Here is a 12,708-nt window from a genome sequence, read left to right on the forward strand (position 1 = left end):
TCACCCGGATGCCCGCAGGGGTCATGGTGCTGATGATCTGTCGGATTTGAGAATATTGCGTCGAGTGACCGGATAGTCACGTGATGGGATGGTTCATTGATCACTGAACGGATGATCCGCACGCGGAACCGCAGCCGGATGCTCGCCCGGATCCGCGCCCGGCGCTGCCGCATGGTGCCGCTGCTCGCCCTGGTCCTGCTGGTCAGCGGGACGGTACTGGCCCCGCCGGCCACCGCCCGCCCGGCTGCCCTGTCGTCGCCGGCCCCCTTCCGGGCCGCCCCGGCGGCTCTGCCCGCCCTGCCCGTCCTGGCCGCCGTGCCGACCGACGACCCGCCGCAGCCGAACGGCCAGGCGTACCCCAGCACCGGCGACATCGACCGGGCCCGGGCCGACGCCGCCCGGCGGGCCGCCGCCGCGAGCGCCATCGAGGCCCGGCTGGCCGACGCCCGCACCGAACTCGAGCAGGCCGGACAGCGCGCCGAACAGGCCGTCGAGGCCTACAACGGCGCCCAGGCCAGGCTCACCCGGGCCCGCGCCGCATCGGCCGCTGCCGCCGTTCGCGCCGCCACCGCCGAGTCGGCCCGCGTCGATGCCGCCGAGCGGGCCGCCGCGCTGGCCGCCGCCACCTACCGCACCGGCGCCACCCCCGAGCTCTCCGCCTTCAACGACCTGTTCACCGTGCGCGGCCCCCGCGCCGCCGCCGAACAGTCCGCCGCGGTGGGCGCCGCCGGCCGCACCACCCGGCAGATCCTGGACGAGGCCACCAGCACCGCCCGGGCCGCCGCCGACGCCCAGCGCGCCGCCCAGGCCGACGCCGCTGCGGCCGAGCGGGCAGCCGGCGCGGTCGCCCGGGCCAAGGCCGAGGCCCAGGCCCAGCTGACGGCCCACCAGCAGACCGTCACCGAACTGGGCGAGCGCCGGGAACGCCTGCTCGGCGAACTGGCCGCCGCCCGCAACACCACCGTGGAGCTGGAGCGGCGCCGGCAGGCCGCCCTGGAGGCGATCGCCGCGCAGCAGGCCGAGGCGGCAGCCAAGGCGGCAGCGCTCGCCGCCGAGAAGGCGGCAGCCGAGAAGGCCGCGGAGGAGAAGGCAGCGGCGGAGAAGGCCGCCGCTGACAAGGCGGCTGCTGACAAGGCGGCTGCCGACAAGGCCGTGGCGGACAAGGCCGCCGCCGAGGAGGCCGCGCAGCAGTCCGAGGACGCACCGGACCAGCCCCAGCAGGCCGCACCGCCGCCCGCGCCCTCGTCCGAGTCGGGCGGCCAGGCGGCCGTCGCCTATGCGCGGGCCCGCCTGGGTCTGCCGTACGTCTGGGGCGGCGAGGGCCCGGGCGGCTACGACTGCTCGGGCCTGACCAAGCTCGCCTGGCAGCAGAGCGGCCGCCGGCTGACCCACTTCGCGGCCGACCAGTACGCCGAGTCCACCCCCGTGACCTACCACCAGCTGCGCCCCGGCGACCTGGTCTTCTGGTCGCACACCGGCAAGCCCGCCGACATCTACCACGTGGCGATCTACCTGGGCGACGATCAGGTCATCATGGCGCCCCACCCCGGCGGCACGATCGAGCAGACCAGCCTCTGGGTGATGGGCGGGCCCACCTCCTACGCCCGGCCCTGAACCGGCGGCTACTCCCGCCCGACAGCCGTCGGAGCCGCGCCGTGCGTCCGGCGCGACCCCGACGGATGCGGTGCGGCTCAGCCGTTGCGCGGGGCGAAGACGCCGAAGGTGGCACCCTGCGGGTCGCGGATGACCGCGATCCTGGGGCCGTTCTCCATCTCCACGTCCACCGGGCCGTGCATGATCTCGGCGCCGAGCTTCGAGGCGCTACCGGCGGCGGCGTCCACGTCGCGGACCATGAAGAACGGAGTCCAGTGCGAGGGGACCTCCGGCGGGAACATGGTGCCCATCTCCATGACGCCGCCGAACATCTTTCCGGCCAGGCCCACCATCGGGTACTGCTCGCTCGGCGTGACCTCCCAGCCGAACACGCTCTTGTAGAAGGCCACCGCGGCGTCCCGGTTCCGGGTGGCGAGGTCGATCCAGCCGAAGGCGTTCGGCTCGTCCGCCACACCGAAGCCGGCGAACTGCCCGGCCTGCCACAGCGTGAACGGCGCGCCGGTCGGGTCGCTGAGCAGGGCCCAGCGGCCCAGCGGGCCGACGTCCATCGGGCCCATCCAGAGCTGGGCGCCGGCCGCCTTGGCGGCGTCGGAGACCTCATCGGCGCTGGGGGTCGCGAAGGCGAGCAGCCACTGCACCGGCTGCTGCGGGTTCATCAGCGGGGCGACGGCCGCGGCGGGGGCGCCGTCCAGGGAGAAGATCGTGTAGCCGCCGTACTGGGGGTCCTGGGCGGTGGCGGTCCAGCCGAACAGCTGGCCGTAGAACCGCTGGGATTCCGCCAGATCGGATGTGCTCAGCTGCACCCAGCAGGGCGAGCCGGGGAGGATTTCGGTCACCTTCAACGCAGTCCCTCTCGACGTCGTTTTCGGGGGCGGGCTTCTCATCCAAACCCGCCCCCGGCACGGGCGCCACCGGACGGCGGTCCATCCGGTGCTCCCCCGTGGCACACGGGTTCAGCGGCAGAGCTCGAAGATGGTGTCCTCGAAGTCGGGGAACTCCTGGGCGGCCGCTTCGATCACGGCCTCGGGCGAACGGCGCCGGTCCGGCGCGAACCGCTCGGCGATGGCGGTGATCTCGGGGTTGGTACGCGGGGTCCAGTCGCCGGACGGGTCCGGGCAGGCTGCCTCCGCAGGGCCGTAACCGCCGGCCAGCAGCCACAGCAGGTCGCCCAAGTCCCGTGCCACCACGCCGGTTTCGCCCTCCGAACCAAGGAACACCACGGGCTGCTCGGTGACCGGCCGGCCCGGGCGGACCAGCCAGAACGCCGCGTACCCGCCGGCGCCGTTCATACCGAAGACGCGGAACTGGCTGCCGTCCACCTCCTTGTTCCCCGTCCAGAGCCGGAACCACCAGGCGGTGTCCTCGGCGGCCTCGAAGGCCGGGTAGGGCTCGAAATCCACCCAGCTGTCCTCGTCGTCCTCGAACGGGACGGCCAGCACGGCAGCGAGCGCGGCGGGGAAGTCGCGGTCATCGGTCAGCGTCATGCGCACACGCTAGCGGCCGGCACCGTCACCCCCGTTAGGCTTGCGCGATGAGCAACGAGCCGCTCCGGCTGACGGTCCTGGGCAGTGCGACGCCGTATCCGAGCGCGGACAATCCGTGCTCCGGCTACCTGGTGTCCGGCGGGGGCACCCGGGTGTGGGTGGACGCGGGCAGCGGAACCCTGGGGCCGCTGCAACGCCACGTCCGGCTGGACGAGTTGGACGCCATCTGGATCTCGCACCTGCACGCCGACCACAGCGCGGACCTGCTCACCGCCTACTACGGCGCGCTCTACGCGGACATCCGCCTCGCCGCGCCGATCCCGCTCTACGGTCCACCGGGCATCGCGGACCGGCTGGCCGGCTTCCTCAGCAACACCCCGGCGCGCAGTCCGATCGAATCGGCCTTCGCCGTCACCGAGTTGACCGACGGCCATCGCGTGACCATCGGCCAACTCGCCCTGACCAGCCGGGCGGTGGCGCACGGCATCCCCGCGTTCGCGCTGCGCGTCGAGTCCGGCGGCCGCACGCTCGTCTACTCCGGGGACACCGCGCCCTGCGCCGCCCTGACCGAGTTGGCCGACGGGTGCGACGCACTGCTCTGCGAGGCCGACCTCGCGCAGCCGCCGGTCGACGGCGACTACGTGCACCACACCTCCGAGGACGCGGGCGGGACGGCGCGCGCCGCCCGGGCCGGCCGGCTGATCGTCACGCATGTCGGCCGGTCCCTGACGCCGCGGCAGGCCGTCGCCCGCGCCGCGACGCGCTTCGACGGCCCCGTCGCCCACGCCGACCCCGGTGCGGTCTTCGACCTCGCAGACCCGTCCCTGTAGTGGCACGATCGCGGTCGGTTATCGGATTCGCCTGACAGCGCGGCCGGCTGCCGGGCACGATGCTCCCATGGCACGACTTGAGAACCAGGTCTTCCCGCTGCTGAAGGCCTGCGCGGACCCGGCCTCGCGCACCGCGGCGACCCGGCGGGACCACCCGGGCTGCCAGATCGTCACCGCCACCATGGAGAAGGACATGGGCACCGGTGCCGTTGACAACACCATGTTCCTGGCGGCGGGCATGGCGATCGCGGGTGCCACGGTGCTGGAGCTGGGCGCGATCCACCGCGGTGTCCGGGCGCTGGCCTTCATCGACGCGCTGGACCAGGGCAGTGCGGACGAGAAGTGGCTGATGATGCTCCTCCGCAGCTTCTTCGCCGAGGAGGGGCCCACTCCGCCCGATGTGCTGGGCCAGTGCTGGGACAGCAGTCAGGACGAGTTCTACGACCTGATCGTGGAACTCGGCGACTTCGGCGCCACCCTGATCGACCGCCTGACCGGCCGCGGTGCCTACACCGAGGCGGAGATCCTCCTGGAGATCGTCGACGCGCTCGGCGACGAGGAGGGCGGGGGCGGCGAGGAGGGCGGGGGCGGCGAGGAAGGCGAGGAGCGCGACTGACCCCTCGCCCTCGGGTGCCCGGTAGTTCGGGTGCCCCGTAATTCGGATGCCCGGTTTGTCGCCTCGGCCTACGGTGGGCGGATGAGCGAAGAGGTGGCGCCGACCGACGGCATCGAGATCCGCAGCATCACCGAGGGCGAGCTCGGGGCCTGGGGCGACGCGGTGAGCAGGGGATTCCAGCGCGCCGGGATGCCGGAGGCATTGGAGTTCCGCCGGCTGCGCAACTACCCGGGGCGCACCCTGGGCGCCTTCGAACGGGACAAGATCGTCGGCACCCTGCGCAGCTTCCCCAACGAGCTCACCGTGCCCGGCGGCGCGCTGCTGCCCGTCTCCGCCATCTCGGGCGTCACGGTCCGTCAGACCCACCGCCGGCGCGGCCTGCTCAACCGGATGATGGCCCGGGAACTGGCCGGAGCCCGCGAACGCGGTGAGTCGGTGGCCATCCTGGTCGCGGCGGAGTACGGCATCTACGGCAGGTACGGCTTCGGTCCCGCCACCCGTGCGGACGGCCTGGTGGTCAACCTGCACCACGCGGAGGGCCTGCGCGCCGACCTGCCCGAGTCCGCCGGCCGCCTCGACCTGGTGAGCATGGCCGAACTCGCCGAGTACGGCCCGGAGCTGCACGAGCGCTGGCGCCGCAGCAGGCCCGGTGCGATCGGCCGCGACGAAGCGTTCTGGCGGGAGGCCACCCGCACCATCGAGATGCCCGGCCCGGAGCGGAAGGAACCGTTCGCGGTGGTCCACCGGGACGCCGGCGGCACCGTCACCGGACTGCTGGTCTACTCGGTCACCGACCAGTGGGACGGGCCCAACCCCGACTGCGTCCTGACGGTCCACGACTTCCTCGCCCTGGACACCGTGACGGCCGTGGCCCTCTGGCGCTACGCCTGCTCGATGGACTGGGTCCGCGGCGTGTCCATCGCCTCGCTCGCCCCCGACGACCCGCTGCCGCTGCTCCTCAACAACCCCCGGGCCGCCAGGCCGCACCCCGAGCAGTGGGACCACACCTGGCTGCGGGTGCTCGACGTGCCGGCCGCGTTCGGTGCGCGTACCTACGCGGGGCCGGGCCGCGTGGTGCTCGACGTCACCGACCGGCAGGGCTACGCGTCCGGCCGCTGGCTCCTCCAGGCGGACGCGACGGGCGCGGGCACGGCCGAACCGACCAGCGAGGAGCCGGACTTGGCCATCGATGCGGCCGTCCTCGGCAGCCTCTACCCGGGAGCCGAGTCCGCCACCCGCTTCGCCGCGGCCGCGCGGCTGACCGAACTGCGCCCGGGCGCGGCCTTCGCCGCGGACCGGCTGCTCGGGACGCCGCTGAAGGCGTACAACCCGGACACTTCTGAGCCCCCGACTCCGTTGCCAGGCGCCTCAATTCCTTTGCCGGCTCTCAACTCCGCTGCCAGACCATGGTGTAGCGCCAGAACAGCCGACGCCGCAGGCGGACGCCGGGAAGGAGGCGGCGTGCCTCCCGGCGGATCTCGGGGAAGGTCATGGTGGCGGGGCGCGTGCGGGCGGTCATCGCCACGGGCCGCGAAGTGGCCCGGCGGCCACGGTTCTTGAGCCAGCCGATCACCGGGTTCAGCGGAATCGCCGCCAGGCCGAGGAGATGGTCGACCGGGCTCGCCGCCCGCGCGAGCCCGACGACCACCAAGGTGCCGCCCGGCGCGAGCTGTTGGCGGAACGCGGTGAGTGCCTCGCCGAACGGCAGATGGTGGAGCACGGCGACGCAGGTGATCACCTGATGCGGCCCGCCGGGCAGTTCGCCCATCGCATCGCCGACGGTGTACCGAACGGGCGCCCCCGCGCGGGTCGACTCCCGCGCCCGCTCGACGATGTCCGCATCACTGTCGACCCCGTGCACCATCTCGCTGCGCACCGCCAGCAGCCGTGCCAACTCCCCGGCGCCGCACCCGACATCCAGCGCACTGCTGACGCGCCGGGGGAGCTGCCGCATGATCCAGCGGTGGTGGTGCGCGTTGTGGTCCCAGGGGTAGGCGGCGTTGAGGCGGCCGAGGGCGTGGAGCAGGCGGGGCGGGAGGGAAGTGGCCACGCTGCTATCTCAGCACGTTCGGACCCCGGCCGGCCCCGCGCTGCCTCAGCTCCCCGCGCGGGCCCCCATGGTCGGCAGGATGAAGTCCTGGATCAGCCCCTTGGCGTCCCGGACGATGGGGCGGAAGACGCGGTAGCGGGAGAGGCGTATCACCCGGGCGGCCATGGGGGTGGAGCGGCGGACGAAGGCGCGGGTGCGCTCGGTGTCGGGGGTGCGGTCGAAGACCCAGTAGAGGACCACGATCATCAGGTGCAGCCAGAGCAGGTCGGGGAGCAGCTCGGTGAGTTCGCGGTCGAGCTTGGTGCGCAGGTCGGAGCCGGTGAGGACGTCGCGGAACAGGTCGACGGCGGTGGCGCGGGCGCGGTGTGACTCGTTGGCGAACGGGCTGAGCGAGTTGCTCGGGTCGGCGGCGGTGCGGAAGAACTGGGCGGCGAACTCGTGGTACGGCGCGGCGCAGTCGATCCAGGAGAGCAGGGCGATCTCCAGCCGCTTGGCGAAGTCGGTGTGGCCGCGCAGCCGCGCCTGGGCCTCGGTGGCGTGCTCCAGGGTCATCCGGTCGTAGAAGCCCTGGATCAGGTACTCCTTGCCGGCGAAGTAGTAGTAGGCGTTGCCGACCGAGATGCCGGCCTCGGCGGCGATGGCGCGCATGGTGGTCTTCTCGTAGCCGCGTTCCTGGAAGAGCCGCATCGCGGTCTCCAGGATCAGGGCCCGGGTCTGCTCGCTCTTGCCGGTCTTGGGGCGTGCGCGGCCGCCCGGAAGCTCGGCCGCCGAGGCCGGGTCCGGGGCGGGGCCCGGGGTGGGGTCGCCGGTGCTGGGGGTGCTGCCAGTCTGCTCGTCCACGGTCGTCGAGCCTAGCGGGACGGCATCCGGGGTGGCCTGCGGGCGTGCGCGAGCGAACCGGGTGTCCCCTCCACACCCGGTTCGAACGCGTTCAAAACAGCGAGCCGACTCTAGTGGGAGATCTTGAATGCGTTCAAGGCTGATTCCGTGTCAGGATCCTCGAATGATCGATTCCACCGTCACGATCCGCACCGGAACCGCCGCCGACGCCCTCGCGGTGGCCGATCTCCACACCGAGAGCTGGTGCACCGCCTACGCCGGGATCGTCCCGCCGGAGGCACTCGGCGCCGACCTCGCGCAGCAGCGGCGCGAGCTGTGGGAGATCCGGCTGACCGCCGACTACGGGCCGGCGGAGAACACCCCGCACCTGCTGATCGCGGAGCAGGCCGGGAGCGCGGGCGTGCTGGGGTTCGGGTACCTGGTGCCGCAGCCCGACGGGCGGGTGCTGCTGGACAACCTGCACGTGCGTCCCGGGCTGACCGGCGGCGGCATCGGCGCGGCCCTGCTGACCGCCGCCCGCGCCTGGACGGCCGAGCAGCACCCCGGCGCGCCGTTCTACCTGGAGGTGCTGCGCGACAACCGCCGTGCCATCGCCTTCTACGAGCGGGCCGGCGGCCGTCGCACCAAGGAGAGCTGGGCGCCGTTCCCGGGTGGCGGCGAGCTGCCGGAGTACGAGTACACCTGGGACCGCCCCTAGCCGGGTGCGTGAGCCAGGTCCGTCGGCTGGACCGTCGCCCGCCGCAAGCGGTGCCGAGCGCTGTGGGCGATCAGCAGGGCGGCGGCCGCGGCGACGGCCGGGAGGACGAAGCCCGCGCCCGGGGCGGTGTGCTGGATCAGCAGGCCGCCGAGCACCGAGCCGGTCGAGCTGCCGGTGATGATCGCCGCGACGGCCACCGCCATGCCCGCGTTCAACGCGCCCGTGGGGAGGAGGCGTTGCAGCAGGGTGAAGCCGCTCACCATGGTCGGCGCGGTTCCGCTGCCGGCCAGCAGCATCGCCGGGGCGAGCAGTGCCACCCCGCCGCCCAGGCCGACCGCGCCCAGCGGGAGCAGCAGCAGGGCGGCCATCGCGGTCAGCCCGAGCAGCAGCCGGCGCACCGCACCGCGGCGGGCGGGCAGCATCCCGAAGGCCAGCCCGGCCGCGCAGGAGCCGGCCGCCTGGAGGCCGAGCAGCGGGCCGGCCGCCCAGCTGTGGCCGTGCGCCCCGGTCCAGGCGAGCGTGGTGATCTCCAGCGAGCCGAACAGGATCCCGGTGCCGAAGAACACGGCCAGCAGCACGGGTACGCCATGGGCGCGGGGGCGCACCCCGTCGCCGGCGGTGGCCGGTGCGATCGGCGGCTCGGTGCGCCGCTCGGCGGCGAACAGCACGCCGCCGACGGTGGTCAGCACCGCGATCGCCAGCAGCCCGGCCTCCGGCTGCCAGGTGCAGAGCAGCGCGCCGAGCACCGGCCCGGTCATGAAGCAGAGTTCGTCCAGGGCCTGCTCCAGGGCGTTGGCGCGGTGCAGGACGGTCGGGTCGTCCTGGTGCAGGTGGGCCCAGCGGGCCCGGGCCATGCCGCCCAGGTTGGGGCCGAAGGAGGAGGCGAAGGCCGTGGCGGCCAGTGCCCAGGTCGGGGCCTGCCGGTGGATCAGCAGTACCAGGGCGAGTTGGGGTGCGAGGGTGAGCAGTGCGGCCGGCAGGGCGATCCGGCGCTGCCCGTAGCGGTCGACGAGCCGGCCGAGCAGCGGCAGCCCGATGGCCACGCCGACCATGGCCGCCGCCGCGACGGTGCCGGCCAGCGCGTAGGAGTGGCGGCGGACTGCGATGGCGGTCAGCAGGCTGACGCCCTGCATCGCGTAGCCGAGCCGGCCGACCAGCCCGGTGAGCGTGAAGGCGAGCGCGCCGGTCGGGGTCAGCACCTGGCGGTACGAGGAGAACACGGGACTCCAGCAGGTCCGTTGAGGCGTTGTGGGATGCCCTTAGCCTCGCCGCCGCCCCCGGAGCCGGTCCAACACCTGTTCGGCGGCATTGACGCAGTTGCGTTGTGAATCCCCCGGGGCTCCTTGTACGCTCCCGCGCATGCCCGCCGACCTGCACCCCCGCCTGCTGCGCGGCTTCGTCGCCACCGCCGAGACGCTGCACTTCGGGCAGGCCGCCCAGCGGCTGCACGTGGCGCAGCAGGCGCTCAGCCGGGACGTCCGGACCCTGGAACGGCTGCTCGGCCGGGAGCTGTTCGCCCGCACCACCCGCAGCGTGGCACTCACCGCGGCGGGGGAACGGCTGCTGCCGCAGGCGCGACGGTTCCTCGCCCTGCAGGACGAGATGCTGGCACCGCCCGGCGGCGGGCCGGTGCTGGTCGACCTCAACAGCGTGGTGACCGGCGAGGACCTGACGGTGGACCGGATCCTGGCCGCCGCCCGGGCGGCCGATCCCGGGCTCCAGCTGTTGGCCCGCTATCACGGTGGACTGGCCGCCGGGGCACGGGAGTTGCTGGCCGAACGGCTGGATGTGTCGTTCGGCTGGTTCAACGGGCTGCCGACCGTGCTGCGCGAGCAACTGGCGCACGTGCCAGTGCGGTTGGAGCAGGTGGCGCTGCTGCTGCCCGAGGGCCATCCGCTGGCCCGGCGGGCGGTGATCCGGCTGGCCGAGCTGGTCGGGCACCCGGTGGACATCTGCGCGGGCAATCCGGCGACCTCGGAGTGGACGGCCTTCGGTGAACGGCTGCTCGGCGCCCACGGGTTGACCGCCGCGCCACCGCTCGCCCCGCCGGTCGGCCCCGCCGAGACCGCGCGCTACCTGGCCCAGCACGCCGTACCGATGCTCACCACCACCGGCGGACCGCAGCTGCCCGGCGTGGTCACCCGCCCACTGGTGGAGCCGGTGCCGCTGACCCTGGTGAGCCTGGTGCGCCGCCCGGGCCCGCCGGCCGACGGGGTGGCGCTGCTGATCGACCAGGCGGGCCGACTCGCCGCTGCAGAAGGCTGGTTGACGCGCCCACCGGGGTGCTGGCTGGCCGTGGAGGACGAGGTGCTGCTGGCCGGCGCCTGAGCGGGGTGGCTCCAGGTGCCCGTGGCGTCCTGGGCAAGCGCTTGCTCAGGACGCTGCTGCGCGGGGCTCTGCTGGTCGGCCCTCTGCTGCTCGGGGCCCGGGGCTTGGGGCTCGGTGAGCAAGCGCTTGCTCGCGGCGCCCTGGCCAAGCGCTTGTTCAGCCGTCCGCGCGCAGCTTGCCGCCCTGGCCCCAGCTGTCGGTGGGCACCTCGTGGATCCAGACGGAGACGGTCTCGGCCGGAATCTGCAGGGTGTCCACGAAGGCGTCGGTTATCCGGGCCAGCAGCTCGCGCTTCTGCTCGACGGTGCGGGGGCCCTGCTGCACGGTGACGATGGGCATGATCTGCTCCTTGGTTCGCGGCCCTCCCGGCTGTTCCGGGCGACCTGCTGACGGAGATCAGTTCATCGCAGCAGCGGGGGTGCGACCCAGACCCGATTCGCTCTGGCAGCGATCACGAATCCTGATCACCGCTGCTCGCACCGGCGGACGCGTCGGCGCGGCAGGTGGCGGCCAGCAGTTTGAGCTCGGGGGAGAGCGGGCCCGGCCGGAGGGCCAGGCTGGTGGGCAGCGCGAGTCCGGGGGCGGCGAACGGGACGAAGGCGATCCGGGGGATCCGCATGATCTTGGCGTTGGTCGCGTAGACCACGGTCCACATCGGGGTGCCGGAGCCGATCGCGGCCAGGGTGTCCTGCAGGGCGCTGCTGGGGGCCGGGCCCGGGATCGGTTCGAAGCCGGCGGCGTGGCAGTTGTTCAGCACCAGGTCGACCAGGGACGGATTGTCGCGCCGCTCGGTGAGGCGCAGCGGGAGCTCAGCGAGGTCGGCGAACTCCAGGGTGGCGCGCGCGGCGAGGGGGTGGCGGGCCGGGATGGCGGCGACCAAGGGGTCCTGCCAGAGCGGCAGGTGTGTCAGTTCGGGGGCGTGGGCGGGGATGGTTCCGCGCACGAAGGCGGCGTCCAGTCGGCCGTCCGCGACCTGGGCCAGGCGTTCGCGGGCCGGGAGCGCCAGCAGTTCCAGCCGCATGCCGGGGGCCTGGCTCTCGAAGGCGTCCAGGATCCGGTCCAGTCGTTCGCCGAGGCCGGTGATGGTGCCGAGCCGCAGTACGCCCGCACTGCCCGTGGTGAGATCGGCGGCGACGGCGCGGGCCGCGTCCTCGGCGGTGAGCACCGCGCGGGCGGCGGGCAGGAAGGTCTGGCCGGCGGTGGTCAGGCGGACGGTGCGGGGCGTCCGGTCGAACAGCTCGACCTTCAACTCCCGTTCCAGTCGCCGGATCTGCTGGCTGACGGCGGGTTGGCCGATCAGCAGCCGCTCGGCCGCCCGGCCGAAGTGCAGCTCCTCGGCCACCGTGACGAAGTAGCGCAGCTGGCGCAGCTCCACCGCAGATCCTCCCCCGCTCCGTGATCCCCGGTCATCCTGCCGTATCGGCGGATCCGGGGACCACGGGGTGGTGCGGCAGTTGGACGGCGTCGGCCACGGCCGCGGGATCAGGCGCGGACGGCGGAGATGTCGAAGCTGAGCTTGACCTTCTCGCCGATCAGCACGCCGCCGGTCTCCAGCGCCGCGTTGTAGGTCAGGCCGAAGTCGGTGCGGTCGACGGTGGTGCGGCCCTCGAAGCCGAGCCGCTGGATGCCGTACGGGTCGGTGGCGCTGCCGGTGTAGTCCAGGTCGAGCACGACCGGGCGGGTGATGCCCTTGATGGTGAGGTCGCCGGTCATCCGGTAGGTCTCGCCGTCCAGCTGCTCGGCGGCGGTGCTGCGGAAGGTGATCTCCGGGTGCCTCTCGACCTCGAAGAAGTCGCCGGTGCGCAGGTGGCCGTCGCGCTGCTCGTTGCCGGTGTCGATGCTCTCCACCTTGAGGGCGAGCTCGGCGGTGGAGGCGGCCGGGTTGCTGCCGTCCAGGTGCAGGGTGCCCTGGTAGTCGGCGAACTCGCCGCGCACATTGGTGACCATGGCGTGCCGCACGCTGAAGCCGATCCGGCTGTGCGTGGTGTCGACCGTGTAGTCGCCGGTCAGGTGCGCCAGGTCGGTGGAGGGCGTGTCGAGCGTGGCGGCGGGGGCGGTGCTGGTGGCGGCCGGGGCGGTGGCGGTGGCGGTGGCGGACTTGCGGCTGAAGATGCCCATGACGACTCCTGGGTAGGTTGGTTTAGCGTTCAACTTCCTGAGTCCAACGGTAGCGCGCTTTGGTTCAAGCTTCAACTACATCGAAGAAATGTCCGACCCGCTGGTTAGGCTCACGAGGGGATCGAGTCGGC

At 73.3% G+C, this 12,708-nt stretch carries 12 protein-coding genes and 2 pseudogenes; 6 read left to right on the forward strand and 8 right to left on the reverse strand.

Features of this window, described 5'->3' with window-relative positions:
- Positions 1-111 precede the first annotated feature (111 nt).
- Positions 112-1,614, forward strand: coding sequence for a C40 family peptidase (locus P3T35_RS01835; RefSeq protein WP_101381056.1), 1,503 nt, complete (start codon positions 112-114; stop codon positions 1,612-1,614).
- A 77-nt stretch (positions 1,615-1,691) separates the two neighbouring features.
- On the opposite strand, the gene P3T35_RS01840 is transcribed toward P3T35_RS01835, so the two are convergent.
- Both P3T35_RS01840 and P3T35_RS01845 read right to left on the reverse strand, forming a co-directional pair.
- On the reverse strand, positions 1,692-2,450 hold the full coding sequence (locus P3T35_RS01840; RefSeq protein ID WP_280703973.1) for a VOC family protein: 759 nt from the start codon (positions 2,448-2,450) through the stop codon (positions 1,692-1,694).
- A 117-nt stretch (positions 2,451-2,567) separates the two neighbouring features.
- The gene (locus P3T35_RS01845; RefSeq protein WP_101381058.1) at positions 2,568-3,098 is read right to left on the reverse strand and encodes an SMI1/KNR4 family protein; all 531 of its coding nucleotides are present in this window, start codon (positions 3,096-3,098) and stop codon (positions 2,568-2,570) included.
- Between the two features lie 47 nt (positions 3,099-3,145).
- Between P3T35_RS01845 and P3T35_RS01850 the strand changes: the two genes are divergently transcribed.
- From P3T35_RS01850 to P3T35_RS01860, 3 genes and pseudogenes are all read left to right on the forward strand, one after another.
- Positions 3,146-3,928, forward strand: coding sequence for an MBL fold metallo-hydrolase (locus tag P3T35_RS01850; protein ID WP_101381059.1), 783 nt, complete (start codon positions 3,146-3,148; stop codon positions 3,926-3,928).
- A 67-nt stretch (positions 3,929-3,995) separates the two neighbouring features.
- Positions 3,996-4,544 (forward strand): hypothetical protein, encoded by a 549-nt coding sequence (locus P3T35_RS01855; protein WP_101381060.1) that lies wholly within the window; start codon positions 3,996-3,998, stop codon positions 4,542-4,544.
- An 81-nt stretch (positions 4,545-4,625) separates the two neighbouring features.
- Positions 4,626-5,849 (forward strand): annotated as a pseudogene (locus tag P3T35_RS01860) (GNAT family N-acetyltransferase); the annotation flags it as partial.
- A gap of 82 nt (positions 5,850-5,931) precedes the next feature.
- On the opposite strand, the gene P3T35_RS01865 reads toward P3T35_RS01860, so the two are convergent.
- Positions 5,932-6,594 (reverse strand): class I SAM-dependent methyltransferase, encoded by a 663-nt coding sequence (locus P3T35_RS01865; protein WP_101381061.1) that lies wholly within the window; start codon positions 6,592-6,594, stop codon positions 5,932-5,934.
- Positions 6,595-6,639: 45 nt separating this feature from the next.
- On the reverse strand, positions 6,640-7,434 hold the full coding sequence (locus P3T35_RS01870) for a TetR family transcriptional regulator (RefSeq protein WP_280703974.1): 795 nt from the start codon (positions 7,432-7,434) through the stop codon (positions 6,640-6,642).
- Between the two features lie 163 nt (positions 7,435-7,597).
- Here P3T35_RS01870 and P3T35_RS01875 point away from each other — a divergent pair, with 163 nt between their 5' ends.
- Positions 7,598-8,131, forward strand: coding sequence for a GNAT family N-acetyltransferase (locus P3T35_RS01875; protein WP_101381062.1), 534 nt, complete (start codon positions 7,598-7,600; stop codon positions 8,129-8,131).
- Here P3T35_RS01875 and P3T35_RS01880 read toward each other — a convergent pair.
- Positions 8,128-9,351, reverse strand: coding sequence for an MFS transporter (locus P3T35_RS01880; protein ID WP_101381063.1), 1,224 nt, complete (start codon positions 9,349-9,351; stop codon positions 8,128-8,130). The genes P3T35_RS01875 and P3T35_RS01880 overlap by 4 nt on opposite strands.
- A 139-nt stretch (positions 9,352-9,490) precedes the next feature.
- Between P3T35_RS01880 and P3T35_RS01885 the strand changes: the two genes are divergently transcribed.
- Positions 9,491-10,459 carry a LysR family transcriptional regulator gene (locus P3T35_RS01885; protein ID WP_101381064.1) on the forward strand — a complete coding sequence of 323 codons (969 nt, stop codon included), beginning with the start codon at positions 9,491-9,493 and terminating at the stop codon, positions 10,457-10,459.
- A 156-nt stretch (positions 10,460-10,615) separates the two neighbouring features.
- On the opposite strand, the pseudogene dmpI reads toward P3T35_RS01885, so the two are convergent.
- From dmpI to P3T35_RS01900, 3 genes and pseudogenes are all read right to left on the reverse strand, one after another.
- Positions 10,616-10,813: pseudogene (gene dmpI / locus P3T35_RS01890) on the reverse strand (4-oxalocrotonate tautomerase DmpI); the annotation flags it as partial.
- A 97-nt stretch (positions 10,814-10,910) separates the two neighbouring features.
- On the reverse strand, positions 10,911-11,834 hold the full coding sequence (locus tag P3T35_RS01895) for a LysR substrate-binding domain-containing protein (protein WP_101381066.1): 924 nt from the start codon (positions 11,832-11,834) through the stop codon (positions 10,911-10,913).
- Between the two features lie 107 nt (positions 11,835-11,941).
- The gene (locus tag P3T35_RS01900; RefSeq protein WP_101381067.1) at positions 11,942-12,577 is read right to left on the reverse strand and encodes a YceI family protein; all 636 of its coding nucleotides are present in this window, start codon (positions 12,575-12,577) and stop codon (positions 11,942-11,944) included.
- Between the last annotated feature and the right edge of the window lie 131 nt (positions 12,578-12,708).

The sequence above is a fragment of the Kitasatospora sp. GP30 genome (assembly GCF_029892145.1).
In the GTDB taxonomy this organism is placed as follows: domain Bacteria; phylum Actinomycetota; class Actinomycetes; order Streptomycetales; family Streptomycetaceae; genus Kitasatospora; species Kitasatospora acidiphila.